Here is an 18,060-nt window from a genome sequence, read left to right as displayed (position 1 = left end):
CTGAAATCTATGCCCATGCCTATTGCCGCATCACCAGTTACCTGCAAACCATGGCTTACAAAGGGGTCAATCCCATGATTGCCATTCAAATGGCTTTGGCTGGTGAATTAGGGGGCGAGTAGTTACAAATCAAACATAATTTCCAGCCAGACACAGCGCGCAGAAGGGGTTGCCATGCAGGTCATAGACGACGCCAACCTGTTGATGGTGACTGGAGCAATTTCCAATTCGGTCGACCGGCAGTTGATGATCAAAAAAATCATCGAAGGGCAGCAGTTGGCTTCATTACGTCTGGTTCGAACCAATCAGGTAGTCCGGCAATTTGGCCCCGGATTGCCGGAAGAACATCTGGACGACCCGTTGGTGAAACAAACAATCGAGAGATCCATCAGCGCCGGAAAATCAATTCCCCATATTTCGATCGAACTGGTGAATGGCAAGCCCATGCTGCGCGCGATCACGCCGTATATTACAAGCCACAGTTTTCACGGCACCGATTGCCTGTCTTGCCATCATGTCGCGCCGGCATCCTTCAACGGAGCCTCCGATCTCAGAATCGATTTGTCAGAAAATTTCAGGCATCTGAATTCTCTGTTGGCATGGCTTATCGGCGGGCAGGTCGCCTTGCAACTCTTTTTGTTCCTCGTCATTGGACGGATAGCCGCCCTCAAGAACCAGCAGCAACAACTTGAGTTGGCCGAAAGGCAACTGACCGCGTTGATCGAAGCCATCCCCGATGCAATTTTTCTGAAAGATGGCGATGGACGCTGGCTGGTTATCAATGATTCGGCCAAGCAGATGTTTCAATTGCACGGCCTTCCCTGGCAAGGCAAAACCGAAATGGAGTTGGCGGATCTGCAACCGGCATTCCGTACTGCGCACGAAGGATGTCTGGTGGGGGATGAAAAAGCATGGCAAGCTGGATGCCTGCTGGTGGGCGAAGAAAATTTCGTGGTGGATGGTGGCCGATATGTCATAGAAACGCGCAAGGTACCGCTATTCAGCAAGGAGGGGGAACGCAAGGAGTTGGTGGTCATCGGACGCGATATTACGGAGCGCAAGCGATCAGAAGCCGAACTTTGTGCGCTCAAGGATGACCTGGAAATTCGCGTAGCAGAGCGGACTGCGCAACTCGAAGCCGCCAACAAGGAGTTGGAGGCCTTTTCCTATTCGGTTTCCCACGACCTGCGCACACCACTGCGCGCCATTGATGGGTTTTCCCGTATCCTGCTGGATGATTACACCAGCAAGCTGGATGATGAAGGCCGTCGTTTGCTCAATGTGGTGCGAGACAATACCAGCCGGATGGGACAACTGATTGACGATATCCTGAAATTCTCCCGGGCGGGACGGGTGGAAATAAATTTTTCCGAGGTTGACATGGAGCGGTTGGCCCATGAAGTTTTTGAAGAGTTGTGGTCAGCCACAGTTGGACAAGAAGTGCTGGTGGAGATCGAGCATCTGCCCTCCATGATGGGTGACCGCGCCATGATGCGTCAAGTCTTCGTCAACCTGCTGTCTAATTCCCTCAAGTTCAGTAGCGCCAGGGAAACCATCAGAATTAAAGTAGGGGGTTCTGTCCAGGGGGATGAAACCGTTTATTATGTGAGGGATAATGGCGCCGGCTTTGACATGCAATATGTTGACAAGTTGTTTGGCGTATTTCAGCGCTTGCACGGGGTGACTGAATTCGATGGGACAGGCATCGGGCTTGCCATTGTGAAGCGCATTGTCAGCCGCCATGGCGGACGGGTGTGGGCAGAAGGCAAAGTCAACGAAGGCGCGACAATTTATTTTACTTTTCCGACAAAGGAAAAAGAGCATGAGTAATACGATGGTGGAAGTGGAAATTTTGTTGGTGGAAGACAATCCAACCGATGCGGAATTGATCGTGCGTGAACTGCGCAGGGCCGGTATCGCCTTCACTTCCATACGCGTGACAACGCGTGATGCATTCACCCGTGCGCTCGAAGAATTCCATCCGGACATCATCCTTTCAGATTACAATCTGCCCGACTTCAACGGCTTAGTTGCACTGGAGATCGTGCAGCGCACCCACCCTGAAGTACCGGTGATCATGGTCACCGGCGCTCTTACTGATGTTGAGGCAGTGGAGTTGATCCATGCGGGCGCCAAGGATTATGTACTAAAAGACCGACTGGCCCGGCTTGCTCCGGCCGTCCGGTTGACGCTGTTGGCGGAACAGGAAGTCCATGCACGCAAGGTGGTCGACCAGGAACTGAGAATTGCCGCCACGGCCTTCGAGACGCAGGAAGGCATCGTGATTACTGACCGGGATCAACACATCCTTCGAGTCAATTGCGCTTTCACTCGATTGACCGGCTATAGCGCCATGGAGGCGTTAGGCAAGACCCCCGCCATACTCAAATCCGGACGACAGGATGCAGCGTTTTACCAAGCCATGTGGGAAACCCTCAACCGCGACAAATACTGGCAGGGAGAACTCTGGAACCGACGCAAGAATGGAGAGATTTACCCGGAATGGCTGACCATCACTGCCGTGCTTGATGGGGATGGACGGGTGACGAATTATGTCGGCGTATTTTCTGACATCACTCTGCGCAAGGAAGCCGATGAAAAAATACACCAACTTGCTTTTTATGACCCGCTCACCGGATTGCCCAACCGACGATTATTGCATGACCGTTTGCAGCAGGCCATGACTTCCAGCGTTCGCAGTCAGTGCAAGGGGGCGCTGCTGTTTCTCGATCTGGACAATTTCAAGGTACTCAACGATACCCGCGGTCACGACATCGGCGACCTGCTGTTGATCGAAGTCGCCAAGTGTCTACGAGATTGTGTACGCAGTGGCGATACCGTAGCCCGCATAGGCGGCGACGAATTCATTATCATGCTCGAGAATCTCAGCGAAGATACCCAGCAAGCGGCGGCGGCTGCCCAAGATGTCGGGGAGAAAGTTCTCAAAGCCATCAACCACTCTTTCAGTCTTCAGGGAGTTGATTATCACTGTTCATCCAGCATTGGAATCAACTTGTTTCACGGCAATGATACGGGCATGGATGACCTGCTCAGGCATGCCGATACCGCGATGTACCAGGCCAAGGCATCGGGCCGCAACACCCTGCGCTTCTTCGATCCCGCCATGCAAATCGAACTGGAGGAGCGCACCGCCTTGATGGGAGATCTGCGCCAGGCCCTGCCGCTCCAGCAACTCAGGCTTTACCATCAGATACAGGTTAATGAGCGAGGTGTGGTGGGCTCCGAGGTACTGCTACGCTGGCAGCATCCTGTGCGGGGGCTGATTTCACCTATGGAATTCATTCCTCTTGCCGAAGAAACCGGCCTTATTGTGCCCATTGGTGCCTGGGTGCTGCATATGGCTTGCGTGCAACTCAAAGCGTGGCAAGTCGACCCGCTGACCCGTCATTTACGGATTGCCGTCAACGTCAGTGCACGGCAGTTCAGTCAGCCAAATTTTGTCGAACAGGTGCTGGAAGTTCTGAAAGACACCGGCGTCAATCCTCTCAAACTAGGGCTTGAACTCGAACTGACCGAATCCTTGGTGCTCAACGACATTGACGACAGCATCGGCAAAATGCAGGCACTGCGCAGCATTGGAATCCGTTTTTCGCTGGATGACTTCGGCACTGGACAATCCTCCTTGTCCTATCTTAAACGCCTGCCGCTGGACCAGATCAAGATCGACCAGAGTTTCGTACGCGACATCGCCACCGATCCAAACGATGCGGCAATCGTTCGGACCATCATCGGAATGGCCGAAAACCTCGGACTGAAGGTGATTGCCGAAGGCGTGGAAACGGAACAGCAGCGCGAATTTCTTGAACGCAACGGCTGTCATGCGCATCAGGGATATCTGTTTGGCAAACCCGTACCCATAGATGAATTTCAGAATTTCCTAACTCAATTGCATCGTTAGTTGAGTAATAAAAAGCCTGCGTATGCAGGCTTTTTATTACGATAGATATCGAACAGATACGGGTTATTATTCGCCATCTTCCTCGATCACTTCAACGTCAGGACGATCTACCAACTCCACAAAGGCCATGGGTGCATTATCCCCCTGGCGAAATCCGAACTTGAGAATCCGGACATACCCCCCTGGTCGTGTCTTGTAACGGGGGCCCAATTCATTGAAGAGTTTCATGACCATTTCGCGATCCCGCAACCGATCAAAAGCGAGACGGTGATTGGCCAATGTAGGTTCCTTGCCCAAAGTGATCAGGGGTTCCACCACCCGACGCAATTCCTTGGCCTTTGGCAGCGTGGTCTTGATTGCCTCATGGCGCAGCAATGAATTGGACATATTCCGCAACATGGCCAAACGATGGCTGGTGGTACGATTAAGTTTGCGATTGCTTAAACGGTGACGCATTTGATAATCCTCATGATTTCAGTCATTTATAAGTAATGCGCCAGTTGGCGCTTATGGTGAACGTGTCAGTTAACGACGTTCCAAACCTGCGGGAGGCCAGTTTTCCAGTTTCATGCCCAAGGTCAAACTCTTGGTTGCCAATACTTCCTTAATTTCATTCAAAGACTTACGACCAAGATTTGGGGTCTTAAGCAACTCGGTTTCAGTCCGTTGAATCAAATCACCAATATAATAAATATTTTCTGCCTTAAGGCAATTGGCAGAACGAACGGTCAACTCAAGATCATCCACTGGTTGCAGGAGAATAGGGTCCACCTGGGGAATGCGCGTGGTTTCATTGGAGACTGGCGTACCCTGCAGATCCGCAAAAACCGAGAGTTGTTCCATCAGAACACGGGCAGCAAAACGCACGGCTTCCTCAGGTTCAATGGCCCCATTGGTTTCAATGTCCATTACCAGGCGATCAAGGTCAGTCCGTTGCTCCACGCGCGCACTTTCCACCGCATAACTGACACGCCGAACCGGACTATAGGAGGCATCCAACTGAATGCCACTGACCGCATGGGTTTCGTCATTATCTGGACGAACAGAAGCAGGTTCGTAACCAAAACCTTTGGATACCTTGACCTGCATCTCCAGTTTTCCACCTGCAGTAAGATGAGCGATGACATGTCCCGGATTGATGATCTCCACTTGATGCTGGGGATCAAAATCCGCCGCTGTCACCACACAAGGACCTACCTTGGAGAGAGTCAAAACAGCATCATCATGCTGATGAAGTTTTAAAACGACCCCCTTGAGGTTCAGCAACAAATCCACCACATCTTCCTGAACGCCATCCACTGTGGAATACTCATGAACCACATTGGAAATCTTGACTTCAACCGGTGCAAAACCCGGCATGGAGGAAAGCAGAATGCGCCGCAACGCATTACCCAGGGTATGACCGTACCCCCGTTCAAAGGGCTCCATCAAAACCTTGGCATGATTCGGATGGATGTTCTGAACTTCGATAGAACGTGGTTTCAAAAAATTTGCAGTCAATGTATCTTCTTGCATCATTTGTCCTTGATGATCGATCTCAGGTTCATAACTCCTGATTATTTGGAGTACAGTTCCACAATCAGGGACTCGTTGATCGTGGACGGCAATTCACTACGTTCCGGGCGCGCCTTGTAGACACCCTTCAAAGCCTTGATGTCGACTTCAATCCACTCGGGAAACCCTCTCCCTTCTGCCGCTTCTGCAGACGCCTTGATACGCAACTGTTGCCGTGACTTTTCCGCAACCTGCACCTGATCCCCAGGGCGAACCTGGTAAGAAGGGATATTCACGCGCTTGCCATTGACAAGAATTCCGTTATGGCGAACCACTTGTCGTGCTTCCACGCGCGAGGCACCAAAGCCCATGCGATAGGCGACGTTATCCAGGCGACTTTCCAGGGCTTTCAGAAGATTATCACCGGTAATTCCGCGAGCACGCTCGGCGGCTTTATAGGTCAAGCGAAACTGGCCTTCCAGCACACCATAAATTCTCCGAACCTTTTGCTTGGCACGCAACTGACCACCATAGTCGGATTGACGGCTTTGCTTTTGTCCATGTTGTCCGGGCGCGTAGGCACGACGCTCGATGGCACATTTTTCTGTAAAACATTTTTCGCCCTTGAGGAAAAGTTTCTCCCCTTCACGGCGACATTGACGGCATTTGGCATCCAGGTTTCTGGCCACAGTATTCTCCCGCTACCTGATTAAATACGACGCTTTTTCGGAGGACGGCACCCATTATGGGGAACCGGTGTCACATCCGAAATGCTGGTGATTTTAAAGCCTACGGAATTCAAGGCACGAACAGCAGACTCTCGTCCGGGTCCCGGCCCCTTGATCCGGACTTCAAGGTTTTTTACGCCACATTCCTGCGCCGCCTTACCTGCATTTTCTGCTGCAATCTGAGCTGCAAAGGGAGTGCTTTTACGCGATCCCTTGAAGCCATTACTGCCAGAAGTTGCCCAGGACAAGGCGTTTCCTTGACGATCGGTAATTGTGACAATCGTATTATTGAAGGAAGCGTGAACATGCGCGATTCCTTCAGCCACATTCTTTTTGACTTTCTTGCGCGCACGTGCGCCCGTATTGGATTTGACCATGTCTAACTCCTGGAATTACTTGGTTGTACGCACAGCTTTGCGCGGGCCCTTGCGGGTACGAGCATTGGTGCGGGTTCTCTGTCCACGACAAGGCAGGCCACGTCGATGGCGAGTGCCACGGTAACTACCGAGATCCATCAGCCGTTTGATGTTAAGCGAAACCTCCCGACGCAAGTCACCTTCTACAGAAAATTTGGTGACTTCAACCCGTAACCGCTCCATATCAGCGTCGGTAAGATCCTTGATCTTGGTGCTGGTCGTGACTCCGGCTGCAGCACAGATATCTCGTGCTCGCGAACGACCGATTCCATAAATGGCGGTCAAGGCAATTTCTGCATGTTGATGGTTAGGGATGTTGACCCCTGCAATACGAGCCATATGCGTCCTCAGTTTCTAGTGCGATAGTAAAAAAAATCAATCAGCCTTGGCGCTGTTTGTGCCGTGGATCTTCACAAATGACGCGCAAGACGCCTTTGCGACGGACCAGTTTGCACTTGCGACAAACTTTTTTGACAGATGCTTGTACTTTCATGATGTTCTCCAGCAAAGCCCGTGCTACTTGGCACGGAAGGTGATTCGACAACGGCTCAGATCATAGGGAGTGAGTTCAACGGTCACCTTGTCTCCGGGAAGAATGCGAATGTAATGCATGCGCATCTTTCCTGATATATGTCCTAATACCACATGATCATTTTCCAGTTTTACCCGGAAGGTGGCATTAGGAAGGGTTTCCAGAATTTCTCCCTGCATTTCAATGGTGTCTTCCTTGGCCATGATTACTTTGCCCCTTGTCCTTTAAAATTCGCCTTCTTGAGCAAACTTTCGTACTGTTGGGACATGAGATAGGTTTGAACTTGGGCCATAAAATCCATAGTAACGACAACGATGATCAACAATGAGGTCCCACCAAAATAAAACGGGACATTAAACTTAACAATCAAAAATTCAGGTAATAAACAAACCAAAGTGATGTAGATGGCCCCCGTCAGCGTCAACCGTGTGAGAATTTTATCCAGGTAGCGCGAAGTTTGTTCACCTGGACGAATCCCCGGAATGAACGCACCGTTCTTTTTCAGGTTATCCGCAGTTTCCTTGCTGTTAAAGACCAAGGCAGTATAGAAAAAACAGAAAAACAAAATAGCCCCTGCATAAAGCATGACATAAATGGGCTGTCCAGGACTTAGCATACTGCTGATCTCTTTGAGCCAACCAAAATGTTGCCGGCTTCCGAACCACCCGGCCAGGGTAGCGGGAAAAAGAATGATGCTGCTGGCAAAAATGGGAGGAATTACCCCTGCCATATTGATCTTGAGGGGAAGATGACTGCTTTGTCCCCCATAAATCTTGTTGCCCACCTGACGCTTGGCGTAATTCACCGTAATCTTGCGCTGACCACGTTCCACAAATACCACGAGGGCAGTCACGGCCACCACTGCTGTAAAAATAGACAGGGCCAGGAACCAACTGAAGGCACCCGTGCGAACCAATTCCAGGGTACTGCCTACAGCACGGGGCAATCCTGCCACGATTCCACTGAAAATGATCAAGGAAATTCCATTACCGATGCCTCGCTCGGTGATTTGTTCCCCCAACCACATCAAAAACATGGTACCCGTCACTAACGTAATGGCGGTAGTCAAGCGGAAAGGAAGACCGGGGTCGAGCACAAGACCGGGTTGTGCTTCCAGTGCCACCGCAATTCCCATGGCTTGAAAGAAAGCCAGTACTACCGTCCCATAACGAGTGTACTGAGTGATCTTGCGCCGTCCCGCTTCACCTTCTTTTTTCAGGGTCTCGAGGGAAGGTACCACCGTCGTCAATAACTGCATGATGATGGACGATGAAATATAAGGCATGATACCCAGAGCGAAAACTGTGAATCGAGAAAGCGCTCCTCCAGAAAACATGTTGACCATGCCGAGTATGCCGGACTTCTGACTGCTGAAAAGTTTCGACAACTCATCGGGATTGATTCCCGGTACAGGGATATGAGCACCCAGGCGATATACCACCAGAGCACCCACAACAAACCAGAGGCGACGTTTGAGGTCGTCCAGTTTGCTTCCTGAAAAATTGTTGGGAACCGAAGCCAAAATCTTTACTCGCTCTTCTGATCCAGAATCGTACCACCCGCTGCTTCGATGGCTTTACGCGCACCTTGAGTGACACCGATACCCCGGATTTGAACTGCGCGGGTAATTTCGCCCTTCAAAAATACCTTGGCGCCTTGAGCAGAGCCCGATATCACGCCCGCTTCCTTCAGTGCCAACAAATCGATGACTTCCGAGGTTACACGCATCAGATCCACCAGGCGCACCTGCTCTGTGGCTCCTTGAGTCAAACTGACAAAACCACGCTTGGGCAGCCGCCGTTGCAAAGGCATCTGACCGCCTTCAAAACCCACTTTATGAAAACCACCGGAGCGAGATTTTTGCCCTTTATGACCACGTCCTGCAGTTTTCCCCAAACCACTGCCGATCCCTCTTCCCACACGACGTCGTGCTTGTTTGGCCCCAACTGCGGGTTTGATTGTGTTCAGTTCCATGTTTTCTCCTTACTCGCTACGGACCAGATGGTGAACACTGGCAGCCATACCGCGATTTTCCGGGGTATCCAATACCTCAACGCTGTGATTCATACGACGTAAGCCTAACCCGCGCACGCAATCACGATGGGATTTGATCGCACCAATCGGGCTTTTGGTCAGGGTCACTCGAAAAGTCTTGATTTCTGGTTGAGTCATTGTCATCACTCCATGATCTCTTCAATGGTCTTGCCACGCTTAGCAGCCACTTCTGACGGTCGACGAGTTGCTTCGAGACCCTTGAGGGTTGCGCGGATAACATTGTAGGGGTTGGTGGAGCCAATACACTTGGCCAGCACATTGGTCACACCCATGACTTCAAAAACCGCGCGCATTGGACCACCTGCGATAATCCCGGTACCTTCGGAAGCCGGTTGCATAAAGACTTTCGCCGCACCATGCTCTCCCATGACCTGATGAAAGAGCGTGCCATTCTTCAAATTCACTTTTACCATCTTGCGCCGCGCCTGTTCCATTGCTTTCTGAACAGCCACAGGAACTTCCCGAGCCTTACCCTTACCCATGCCAATACCGCCATCACCGTCTCCAACCACGGTCAATGCGGCAAAGCCGAGAATACGTCCACCTTTAACCACCTTGGTGACGCGGTTGACTGCAACCATTTTTTCGCGCAGTCCATCACCACGCTCTTCATTGTCATTCTTTGCCATGTGCTTTCCCCAATGGGTCGCTGATTCGATTAAAACTGAAGTCCGCCTTCACGAGCCGCGTCGGCCAATGCCTTGACGCGACCGTGATAGCGAAATCCGGAACGATCAAAAGCCACCTGCTCGACGCCCACTGCCTTGGCTTTTTCTGCAATGCGTTTCCCAATCAGAACCGCAGCTGCAATATTTGATCCATTCCCGAGAATGTTGCGAACTTCCGGCTCAAGTGTAGAGGCGCTGGCCAATACCTTGGAACCCGTAGGATCAATGATCTGGGCATAGACGTGCTGATTGGTTCGATGAATTGACAAACGAATCACCCCCAATTCGGCAATCTTGGCGCGCGTGCGCTTAGCACGACGAACTCTTCCATTTTCATGCATCATGATAAATTTGCCTTATTTCTTCTTGGTTTCTTTAATGATCACTTTCTCGTCGGCGTAGCGAACCCCTTTTCCTTTGTAGGGTTCAGGTTTCCGATACGCACGAACCTCAGCGGCCACCTGTCCTACCACCTGCCGATCAATACCTTTGATCAGGATTTCAGTCTGGGTTGGGGTTTCCACCTTGATTCCAAGAGGCATCTGGTGAACCACCGGATGAGAAAAACCAAGGGAAAGATTCAACTTGTCACCAGCAGCCTGAGCACGATAGCCCACACCCACCAGAGTCAGTTTCTTTTCCCAGCCTTTCGTAACACCGGTCACCATATTGGAAACCAGTGCACGAAGGGTACCGGACATGGCATTTGCAGCCGCGGTCTCGTTGGCGGGTTCAAACAGAAGTTCATTGCCCACCTGATTGATTCGAACGAGTGTACCCACTCTCTGAGTCAATGTTCCGAGAGGTCCCTTGACAGTGATCAACTGATCTGCCTGGGTAATTTCTACTTTCTCAGGAAGTGCAACAGGATATTTCGCGATACGTGACATAATTAAGTCTCCTTTATGCCACTACACACAGCACTTCGCCACCGACATTCTGGCGACGGGCTGCGCGATCGGTAATGACTCCAGCGGGGGTAGAAACGATCGCTACACCCAACCCGTTCATGACCTTGGGTATTTCATCACTGGCTTTATAGATACGCAACCCAGGGCGACTGACTCGCTGAATCAATTCAATCACGGGGCGACCCGCATAATACTTCAGTCCAATTTCCAGAGTGGGTTTGGAATCCTTCTGGTGAACCTGCATACCATCGATATAGCCTTCGTCCAAGAGGACTTTAGCAATGGCAACCTTCAACTTGGAAGAGGGCATAGAAACACTGGGCTTTTCTGCCCGTTGCGCGTTGCGGATGCGCGTCAGCATATCCGCGATAGGATCTGTCATACTCATCGATTAGGCTCCTGCGACTACCAACTGGCTTTGGTTATGCCCGGTATTTCACCGCGCATGGCAATTTCACGAAATTTGTTCCGCCCTAACCCGAACTTGCTATAAACCCCGCGCGGTCTTCCCGTCAATGCGCAACGATTACGCAACCGGACTGGACTGGCGTTACGGGGTAAATTCTGGAGAGCTTCACGGGCAACCATGCGGGCATCGTCATCCGCCTTGGAGTCATTGATGATAGCCACCAATGATGCCCGTTTTACTGCGAATTTCTTAACCGCTGCGCGGCGCTTCAATTCACGATTGATTAATGCAACTTTAGCCACAGTTCACCTCAAACTTTCAACGGGAATTTAAAGGCCAACAACAATGCTTTTGCTTCTGCATCGGTTTTGGCTGTGGTGGTAATGGTAATGTTCATACCACGAACGGCATCAATCTTGTCGTATTCGATCTCAGGGAAAATGGTTTGCTCGCGCACGCCCATACTGTAGTTCCCCCTTCCATCAAAGGAACGTCCTGAGATACCACGAAAATCTCGAATTCGCGGAATCGCTACGGAGATGAGACGATCAAGAAACTCAAACATCCGTTGACTACGCAATGTGACCATGCATCCAATGGGATAACCCTGACGAATCTTGAACCCAGCAATGGACTTGCGTGATTTGGTCACCACCGGTTTTTGTCCGGCGATTTTTTCCATATCTCCCACGGCATGCTCGATTACCTTCTTGTCAGATACGGCCTCACCCACTCCCATATTGAGAGTGATTTTGGAAATGCGTGGCACCTCCATGACTGACTTATACCCAAATTGCTTGATCAGTTCGGGCACGACATTTTCTTTATAGTAACTATCCAGGCGGCTCATACTTTATCCTTACGCATCGACCACTTCGCCATTCGACTTGAAAACACGGACTTTTTTCCCGTCTTCAAGAATACGAATACCGACCCGATCGGCTTTTTGTGTGGCAGGATTGAACAGTGCTACGTTGGAGATATGCAAGGGCATTTCCTTGGTCAGGATACCGCCATTTTCGCCCTTGGCCGGGTTGGGTCGAACATGCTTGCGCACTTGATTGAGCCCTTCCACTACCACTCCATCGAGACCCACCATTTCACGAATGGGACCCCTCTTACCCTTGTCCTTGCCAGCAATGGCAACGACTTCATCACCTTTACGAAACTTGCGCATGTCTGCTCCTATAATACTTCAGGGGCCAGAGAAACGATTTTCATAAATTTCTCCGTTCTGAGTTCGCGCGTGACGGGCCCAAAGATCCGGGTACCAATAGGCTCCAATTTAGCATTGAGCAGTACTGCCGCATTGCCATCGAAACGAACCAGTGAACCATCAGGACGACGCACACCCTTAGCGGTTCTAACAACAACCGCGTTATATACCTCACCTTTCTTGACACGACCCCGGGGTGCAGCACTTTTTATGCTGACCTTGATCACATCCCCTATACCGGCATAACGCCGTTTTGAACCGCCGAGAACTTTGATGCACATCACTGACTTTGCACCGGTGTTATCTGCGACATCGAGTTTCGATTGCATTTGAATCATGGTTTAAACCTCTCCAACTTAATTCACCGTGTTGCTCTGCAGGTTCAGGATCAGCGATCCCGAATCGGTGACCAGTTTTGGACCCCGTTGTATTGGGAAAATGGTACTACCTAAGGAACCGCTGATTCTAGCACTGATATGGATACTTTGCAAGCAATCCGTGATCTACTGACAAAATGCTCAGGCCGATACCGCGCGGGAAACCAGCTCAGTCACTGTCCATGTCTTGGTTTTAGACAAGGGGCGGCACTCCTCGATGATGACCACATCACCGGCATGCACTGTATTATCTTCATTGTGAGCATGATATTTTTTGGATCGACGCATGATCTTCCCGATGAAAGGATGTGTCACCGTACGTTCCACCAGAACCGTGACCGTTTTATCCATTTTATCGCTCACAACCGTACCGGTAAGGGTTCGTTTCCCTCCCTTCGCTTTTTCTTCTGTACTCATTTGGCCACTCCCTTTTCAGCAATCACGGTTTTGACCCGCGCGATTTCGCGCCGCAACTTGCCAAGTTCACTGGTTTTGTTACTTTGTTGCGTGGCGATCTGCATTTTCAGACCAAAACGAGCCTGATACAGATTGATCAACTCTTGATTCAATTCTTCTGCACTCTTGGTTCTCAAGTCTATTGTCTTCATGCCCATCATCCCAATTGTCGCGTGACGAAGGTGGTGGCAATGGGCAATTTGGCCGCAGCCAGTTGAAAGGCCTCCCGCGCCAATGCCTCATCCACCCCATCCATTTCATAAAGTACTTTACCTGGTACGATTTCAGCCACAAAATATTCCGGGCTGCCCTTCCCATTTCCCATCCGAACTTCGGCGGGTTTACGGGAAATGGGTTTGTCCGGGAAAATCCGAATCCAGATCCGTCCGCCCCGCTTGATATGACGGGTCATGGCACGGCGCGCCGCTTCGATCTGGCGAGCAGTCAAACGACCCCGTTCCGTGGCCTTGAGACCAAAATCTCCAAAGGAAACTTTTGCACCACGGGTTGCCACACCGGTATTCCGGCCCTTTTGTTGCTTGCGATATTTTGTTCTAGCTGGCTGCAGCATTTCGAACTCCTGACTTACGTGATTTCTTCTCAGGTTCAGCCGGAGCAGCGACAACCTGCTCACCACGACCCATGATTTCACCCTTGAACACCAAGACACGCACGCCAATCACCCCATAGGTGGTTTTGGCTTCCGAGAAACCGTAGTCTATATCGGCACGCAGTGTATGCAGAGGAACCCGCCCTTCACGATACCATTCGGTACGTGCAATTTCGATCCCGTTCAGTCGACCGCTGCTGGTAATCTTGATGCCCTGGGCACCCAGACGCATGGCATTTTGCATGGCGCGCTTCATGGCACGACGAAACATGACACGTTTTTCCAACTGGCTCGTGATCCCATCCGCAATGATCTGTGCATCAATTTCCGGTTTGCGAATTTCCTCAATATTGACAGCCACCGGCACCTTCATCAATTTCTGCAGACTGGTACGCAGATTTTCGATATCCTCGCCTTTCTTGCCGATCACCATTCCAGGTCGAGCACTGTAAATGGTGATTTTGGCATTCTTGGCCGGACGTTCGATGATGACACGACCCACGGAAGCATTGGCCAACTTCTTTTTTAGAAAGGCGCGGACCTTGATGTCATCCTGCAACATTCCAGGAAAGTTTTTTGAATTGGCAAACCAGCGCGAACTCCAGTTCTTGAGAACGCTCAATCGAAAGCCGATTGGATGTATTTTCTGACCCATGGTTACTCCTCGTCCGCGACCGTGACATAAATATGACAGGTGGGCTTGACGATACGGTTCCCACGTCCTTTGGCTCGCGCAGTAAAGCGCTTCAGTACTGGCCCTTTTTCCACAAAAATCGTGGAAATTTTTAACTCATCCACATCCAGACCCAGATTATGCTCTGCATTGGCAATGGCGGATTCAAGTACTTTCTTGATGATTCGCGCCCCTTTTTTAGGGCTGAAATTCAGTACGTCCAGAGCCTTTGCTACGCCCATGCCCCGTACCTGATCAGCCACCAGTCGACCTTTCTGTGCTGAAAGGTGGACTCCACGCAATATTGCTTGTACGTTCATCATGGTTCCCCTTACTTCTTGCCGGAGGAAGCTTTCTTGTCTGCTGCGTGACCTTTGAAGGTACGCGTCAGAGAAAACTCTCCTAATTTATGGCCCACCATATTTTCAGTGACATACACCGGGATATGTTGCTTTCCGTTATGTACTGCAATGGTCAGTCCGACAAAATCCGGTAGAACCGTGGAACGCCGTGACCAAGTCTTGATAGGGCGTTTATCTTTGGAAGCTACTGCAACTTCCACCTTTTTGATGAGGTGACCGTCTACAAACGGTCCCTTCTTAACCGAACGTGCCATATCGATGACCCTTATGCCGATTGCCGACGACGAACGATCATATTGTTCGTGCGTTTGTTCTTGCGTGTACGATACCCCTTGGTCTGAATACCCCAGGGACTGACAGGATGACGGCCTGCGGCAGTTTTACCTTCACCGCCCCCATGGGGATGGTCCACAGGATTCATAGCAACCCCGCGCACTGTGGGTCGAATCCCACGCCAGCGCTGAGCCCCAGCCTTTCCGATGGAACGAAGATTATGTTCCTCGTTGCTCACTTCTCCCAGGGTGGCGCGACAATCCACATGGACGCGCCGAATTTCTCCTGAACGCAAACGAAGTTGTGCATAAGTTCCTTCCCGCGCCAAAAGTTGCACCGAGGTGCCTGCCGAGCGGGCCATCTGAGCGCCCTTGCCCGGTTGCATTTCGATACAGTGAATGGTGCTACCCACCGGAATATTGCGAAGTGGCAAGCAATTTCCCGGCTTGATGGGTGCTTCTGGGCCACTCATCAATTGTGCGCCCTGTAAAATACCTCTGGGTGCAATGATGTAACGGCGTTCTCCGTCGGCATAACATAACAAGGCCAGATGTGCGGTCCGGTTAGGATCGTACTCGATACGTTCCACATTGGCGACGATACCGTCCTTGTTGCGCCGGAAATCCACTACACGATAATGCTGACGATGACCGCCCCCTTGATGACGAGTGGTGATATGTCCGTTATTGTTACGTCCTGCGTGCTTGAATTGCTTTTCCAGCAAACTTTTTTCTGCTTCGCCCTTGTGCAGGTGGGGATGGCTGACTCTGATCACGCCCCGCCGGCCCGGCGATGTAGGTTTCATCTTGATGATCGCCATGTCTATTCTCCCTGCACCAGATTAAGTTCCTGGCCAGCCTTGAGGCAGACGTAGGCTTTTTTCCAATCCTTACGTTTGCCCACGAAACGACCAGAACGTTTGTGTTTACCTTTGACGTTGACTACCTGCACGGTGTCCACTTCAACCTTGAACAGATGTTGAACAGCCGCTTTAATTTCCGCCTTGGTTGCATCACAAATCACACGAAACACGGCTTGTTGATGCTTGTCCGCGACGCGTGTACTTTTTTCGGAAATGACAGGGGCCTCGATGATCTGAAGCAGACGTTCTTCACGAAAGATGGTATTCATCCCAGCACCTCCTCGAATTTCTTGACCGCACTGCGCGTCAGGACCACCTTCGGGAAACGCACCAGATTGTATGGGTCTGCTTCCGTAACCATGAGAACCAACGCATTGGGCAGATTTCGCGAAGACAAATAAAGATTCTCATCCAAGCTATCGGTAATGATCAGCACCCGTTCCAATCCCATTCCCTTCAATTTTCCTGCAAAGTGTCGGGTTTTGGGGGACTCGAGTGCAATGTCCTCTACCACAGCCAGTCGATCTTCCCGCACCAGTTGAGACAGAATGGTGCACATGCCCACACGGTACATTTTACGGTTGACCTTATGGCTAAAGTTTTCATCCGGGCTGGAGGGAAAAATCTTGCCTCCACCGCGCCACAAGGGACTGGACGCCATCCCGGCACGGGCTCGCCCCGTCCCCTTCTGTTTCCAGGGCTTGCGGGTGGATTTGGCCACTTCGCTGCGCCCTTTCTGGGCGCGGGTTCCTTGCCGTGCATTGGCCTGAAATGCCACAACCAACTGATGTACCAGTGGTTCGTTGTAGTCTCTGGCAAATAATGCATCGGAACCATTAACGGTGGAAGTCACCTGTCCGTTGTCGTCGATCAGTTTGAGATCCATCTCATGCACCTCCCTTGACTGCGGGCCTGACGACCACATGACCACCCTTGGAGCCAGGAACGGCGCCTTTAATCAACAGTAGATTGCGTACGTTATCGATTCGTACGATTTCCAGATTCTGCGTGGTACGCCGGTCATCACCATAGTGTCCTGCCATCCGCTTTCCCGGAAACACCCGCCCAGGATCTTGCGCCATCCCGATGGAACCAGGACTATTATGGCTGAGAGAATTACCATGGCTGGCACGGTTGGAACTGAAGTGATGTCGCTTGATCGCGCCGGTGAACCCTTTACCCAGAGTGGTTCCGGTAACATCGACCTTTTGCCCCACCTGAAACTGGTCGAGGGGCAGCACGGAACCCAGTGACAGGTCCGAAACCTGTGCTTCACTGATTGGAAATTCACGGGTCAGAGTTCCGGCCAGGGAACCGGATTTTGCCAAATGGCCTACCTGCGCCTTGGTCACGCGACTGGGACGCCGTTCACCGTAAGTCACCTGAATAGCCGAATACCCATCCGTTGCTGGCGTTTTGATTTGTGTGACGCGATTACCGCCCACTTCCACGACGGTGACTGGAATAGCCTCACCGTCATCAGTGAAGACGCGCGTCATGCCGACTTTACGGCCGACAAGTCCTATCGTCATCTTGATTGTTCCTTATGTTTGTTTCCTGTGAGGACCCCCTGGCCCTCCTCAGGCGCCGATTCCAATTGACCGGCTGGCACTACACTTACATCCTAACCTTCAATTATAACTTGATTTCTACATCAACGCCTGCTGGAAGATCAAGTTTCATCAATGCATCCACCGTTTTGTCAGTGGGATCCACGATATCCATCAACCGTAGATGTGTGCGAATCTCGAACTGATCACGGGAAGTCTTGTTCACATGGGGCGAACGCAACACGTCAAAACGCTCGATGCGAGTAGGCAAGGGAACCGGCCCCTTAACCACTGCACCGGTACGCTTGGCGGTTTCCACAATCTCGAGAGCGGACTGATCAATCAGCCGATAGTCGAAAGCTTTCAGACGTATGCGAATCTTTTGATGGGTCAATGCAGTTGCCATTTAATTTATTTCCTTATTGAATCACTTTAGCGACAACCCCGGCGCCCACGGTCCGACCACCTTCGCGAATCGCGAATCGCAGCCCCTCTTCCATCGCAATCGGTGCAATCAACGTCACCGTCACCGACACGTTGTCTCCAGGC

32 protein-coding genes are annotated in these 18,060 nt (G+C 51.2%); 2 read left to right on the top strand and 30 right to left on the bottom strand.

Annotated features, from left to right (window positions below; all coding sequences use genetic code 11):
- The first annotated feature begins 174 nt into the window (after positions 1-174).
- A complete protein-coding gene (locus tag IV91_RS18875; RefSeq protein ID WP_051862257.1) occupies positions 175-1,830 on the top strand; it encodes a sensor histidine kinase in 1,656 nt (551 codons plus the stop codon).
- Positions 1,823-3,919 carry a putative bifunctional diguanylate cyclase/phosphodiesterase gene (locus IV91_RS0107115; RefSeq protein ID WP_051862255.1) on the top strand — a complete coding sequence of 699 codons (2,097 nt, stop codon included), beginning with the start codon at positions 1,823-1,825 and terminating at the stop codon, positions 3,917-3,919. The genes IV91_RS18875 and IV91_RS0107115 overlap by 8 nt, the downstream gene beginning before the upstream one ends.
- Positions 3,920-3,985: 66 nt before the next feature.
- On the opposite strand, the gene rplQ is transcribed toward IV91_RS0107115, so the two are convergent.
- The 30 genes from rplQ to IV91_RS17170 form a co-directional block, all read right to left on the bottom strand.
- The gene (rplQ, locus tag IV91_RS0107110) at positions 3,986-4,375 is read right to left on the bottom strand and encodes a 50S ribosomal protein L17 (RefSeq protein ID WP_031597176.1); all 390 of its coding nucleotides are present in this window, start codon (positions 4,373-4,375) and stop codon (positions 3,986-3,988) included.
- Between the two features lie 69 nt (positions 4,376-4,444).
- Positions 4,445-5,434 (bottom strand): DNA-directed RNA polymerase subunit alpha, encoded by a 990-nt coding sequence (locus tag IV91_RS0107105; protein WP_031597174.1) that lies wholly within the window; start codon positions 5,432-5,434, stop codon positions 4,445-4,447.
- A gap of 41 nt (positions 5,435-5,475) precedes the next feature.
- Complete coding sequence (gene rpsD / locus IV91_RS0107100) at positions 5,476-6,102, bottom strand: 30S ribosomal protein S4 (protein ID WP_031597172.1); 627 nt, start codon at positions 6,100-6,102, stop codon at positions 5,476-5,478.
- Positions 6,103-6,122: 20 nt separating this feature from the next.
- Positions 6,123-6,518: a 30S ribosomal protein S11 gene (gene rpsK, locus IV91_RS0107095; RefSeq protein ID WP_031597171.1), complete on the bottom strand. Its 396-nt coding sequence runs from the start codon at positions 6,516-6,518 to the stop codon at positions 6,123-6,125.
- 15 nt (positions 6,519-6,533) lie between these two features.
- A complete protein-coding gene (rpsM, locus tag IV91_RS0107090) occupies positions 6,534-6,896 on the bottom strand; it encodes a 30S ribosomal protein S13 (RefSeq protein ID WP_031597170.1) in 363 nt (120 codons plus the stop codon).
- A 40-nt stretch (positions 6,897-6,936) separates the two neighbouring features.
- Positions 6,937-7,050: a 50S ribosomal protein L36 gene (gene rpmJ / locus IV91_RS17175; RefSeq protein ID WP_056929431.1), complete on the bottom strand. Its 114-nt coding sequence runs from the start codon at positions 7,048-7,050 to the stop codon at positions 6,937-6,939.
- Positions 7,051-7,073: 23 nt separating this feature from the next.
- Entirely contained in the window at positions 7,074-7,292 is a 219-nt protein-coding gene (gene infA / locus IV91_RS0107085; protein ID WP_031597169.1) for a translation initiation factor IF-1, read from the bottom strand.
- 2 nt (positions 7,293-7,294) lie between these two features.
- Positions 7,295-8,611 carry a preprotein translocase subunit SecY gene (secY, locus tag IV91_RS0107080; RefSeq protein ID WP_031597167.1) on the bottom strand — a complete coding sequence of 439 codons (1,317 nt, stop codon included), beginning with the start codon at positions 8,609-8,611 and terminating at the stop codon, positions 7,295-7,297.
- Positions 8,612-8,616: 5 nt separating this feature from the next.
- Positions 8,617-9,063: a 50S ribosomal protein L15 gene (rplO, locus tag IV91_RS0107075; protein ID WP_031597164.1), complete on the bottom strand. Its 447-nt coding sequence runs from the start codon at positions 9,061-9,063 to the stop codon at positions 8,617-8,619.
- A 9-nt stretch (positions 9,064-9,072) separates the two neighbouring features.
- Entirely contained in the window at positions 9,073-9,261 is a 189-nt protein-coding gene (gene rpmD / locus IV91_RS0107070; protein WP_031597163.1) for a 50S ribosomal protein L30, read from the bottom strand.
- 5 nt (positions 9,262-9,266) lie between these two features.
- The gene (gene rpsE / locus IV91_RS0107065; RefSeq protein WP_031597160.1) at positions 9,267-9,773 is read right to left on the bottom strand and encodes a 30S ribosomal protein S5; all 507 of its coding nucleotides are present in this window, start codon (positions 9,771-9,773) and stop codon (positions 9,267-9,269) included.
- A 29-nt stretch (positions 9,774-9,802) separates the two neighbouring features.
- A complete protein-coding gene (gene rplR, locus IV91_RS0107060) occupies positions 9,803-10,156 on the bottom strand; it encodes a 50S ribosomal protein L18 (RefSeq protein WP_031597158.1) in 354 nt (117 codons plus the stop codon).
- Positions 10,157-10,168: 12 nt separating this feature from the next.
- Complete coding sequence (rplF, locus tag IV91_RS0107055) at positions 10,169-10,702, bottom strand: 50S ribosomal protein L6 (protein WP_031597157.1); 534 nt, start codon at positions 10,700-10,702, stop codon at positions 10,169-10,171.
- Between the two features lie 13 nt (positions 10,703-10,715).
- Positions 10,716-11,111: a 30S ribosomal protein S8 gene (rpsH, locus tag IV91_RS0107050; protein WP_031597156.1), complete on the bottom strand. Its 396-nt coding sequence runs from the start codon at positions 11,109-11,111 to the stop codon at positions 10,716-10,718.
- Between the two features lie 17 nt (positions 11,112-11,128).
- Positions 11,129-11,434, bottom strand: coding sequence for a 30S ribosomal protein S14 (gene rpsN, locus IV91_RS0107045; protein WP_031597155.1), 306 nt, complete (start codon positions 11,432-11,434; stop codon positions 11,129-11,131).
- 8 nt (positions 11,435-11,442) lie between these two features.
- Positions 11,443-11,982, bottom strand: coding sequence for a 50S ribosomal protein L5 (gene rplE, locus IV91_RS0107040; RefSeq protein ID WP_031597154.1), 540 nt, complete (start codon positions 11,980-11,982; stop codon positions 11,443-11,445).
- Positions 11,983-11,991: 9 nt separating this feature from the next.
- A complete protein-coding gene (gene rplX / locus IV91_RS0107035) occupies positions 11,992-12,309 on the bottom strand; it encodes a 50S ribosomal protein L24 (protein WP_031597153.1) in 318 nt (105 codons plus the stop codon).
- Positions 12,310-12,317: 8 nt separating this feature from the next.
- The gene (gene rplN, locus IV91_RS0107030; protein ID WP_031597152.1) at positions 12,318-12,686 is read right to left on the bottom strand and encodes a 50S ribosomal protein L14; all 369 of its coding nucleotides are present in this window, start codon (positions 12,684-12,686) and stop codon (positions 12,318-12,320) included.
- 180 nt (positions 12,687-12,866) lie between these two features.
- The gene (gene rpsQ, locus IV91_RS0107025) at positions 12,867-13,142 is read right to left on the bottom strand and encodes a 30S ribosomal protein S17 (RefSeq protein WP_031597150.1); all 276 of its coding nucleotides are present in this window, start codon (positions 13,140-13,142) and stop codon (positions 12,867-12,869) included.
- A complete protein-coding gene (gene rpmC / locus IV91_RS0107020) occupies positions 13,139-13,333 on the bottom strand; it encodes a 50S ribosomal protein L29 (RefSeq protein ID WP_031597148.1) in 195 nt (64 codons plus the stop codon). The genes rpsQ and rpmC overlap by 4 nt, the downstream gene beginning before the upstream one ends.
- 5 nt (positions 13,334-13,338) lie before the next feature.
- Positions 13,339-13,752 (bottom strand): 50S ribosomal protein L16, encoded by a 414-nt coding sequence (gene rplP, locus IV91_RS0107015; RefSeq protein WP_031597147.1) that lies wholly within the window; start codon positions 13,750-13,752, stop codon positions 13,339-13,341.
- Complete coding sequence (rpsC, locus tag IV91_RS0107010) at positions 13,736-14,446, bottom strand: 30S ribosomal protein S3 (protein ID WP_031597145.1); 711 nt, start codon at positions 14,444-14,446, stop codon at positions 13,736-13,738. Before rpsC ends, rplP begins: the two co-directional genes overlap by 17 nt.
- Before the next feature lie 2 nt (positions 14,447-14,448).
- Positions 14,449-14,787 (bottom strand): 50S ribosomal protein L22, encoded by a 339-nt coding sequence (rplV, locus tag IV91_RS0107005; RefSeq protein ID WP_411463865.1) that lies wholly within the window; start codon positions 14,785-14,787, stop codon positions 14,449-14,451.
- 8 nt (positions 14,788-14,795) lie between these two features.
- Positions 14,796-15,080, bottom strand: a complete 285-nt coding sequence (rpsS, locus tag IV91_RS0107000) for a 30S ribosomal protein S19 (RefSeq protein ID WP_031597142.1) — start codon at positions 15,078-15,080, stop codon at positions 14,796-14,798.
- Positions 15,081-15,091: 11 nt separating this feature from the next.
- Positions 15,092-15,919 (bottom strand): 50S ribosomal protein L2, encoded by an 828-nt coding sequence (gene rplB, locus IV91_RS0106995; RefSeq protein ID WP_031597141.1) that lies wholly within the window; start codon positions 15,917-15,919, stop codon positions 15,092-15,094.
- A 2-nt stretch (positions 15,920-15,921) separates the two neighbouring features.
- The gene (rplW, locus tag IV91_RS0106990) at positions 15,922-16,230 is read right to left on the bottom strand and encodes a 50S ribosomal protein L23 (RefSeq protein WP_031597140.1); all 309 of its coding nucleotides are present in this window, start codon (positions 16,228-16,230) and stop codon (positions 15,922-15,924) included.
- Positions 16,227-16,847 (bottom strand): 50S ribosomal protein L4, encoded by a 621-nt coding sequence (rplD, locus tag IV91_RS0106985; protein ID WP_031597139.1) that lies wholly within the window; start codon positions 16,845-16,847, stop codon positions 16,227-16,229. The genes rplW and rplD overlap by 4 nt, the downstream gene beginning before the upstream one ends.
- 1 nt (position 16,848) lies before the next feature.
- Positions 16,849-17,493, bottom strand: coding sequence for a 50S ribosomal protein L3 (gene rplC / locus IV91_RS0106980; RefSeq protein WP_031597138.1), 645 nt, complete (start codon positions 17,491-17,493; stop codon positions 16,849-16,851).
- A gap of 103 nt (positions 17,494-17,596) precedes the next feature.
- Entirely contained in the window at positions 17,597-17,917 is a 321-nt protein-coding gene (gene rpsJ, locus IV91_RS0106975) for a 30S ribosomal protein S10 (RefSeq protein ID WP_363320351.1), read from the bottom strand.
- A gap of 13 nt (positions 17,918-17,930) precedes the next feature.
- Positions 17,931-18,060: EF-Tu C-terminal domain-related protein (locus IV91_RS17170; protein WP_459166974.1), on the bottom strand; the 130-nt coding region annotated here is incomplete at its 5' end.

This window comes from Ferrovum myxofaciens (assembly GCF_000735045.1).
GTDB lineage: Bacteria > Pseudomonadota > Gammaproteobacteria > Burkholderiales > Ferrovaceae > Ferrovum > Ferrovum myxofaciens.
The sequence above is the reverse complement of the archived record's forward strand: the minus strand, read 5'-3'. Positions and strand labels throughout refer to the sequence as shown.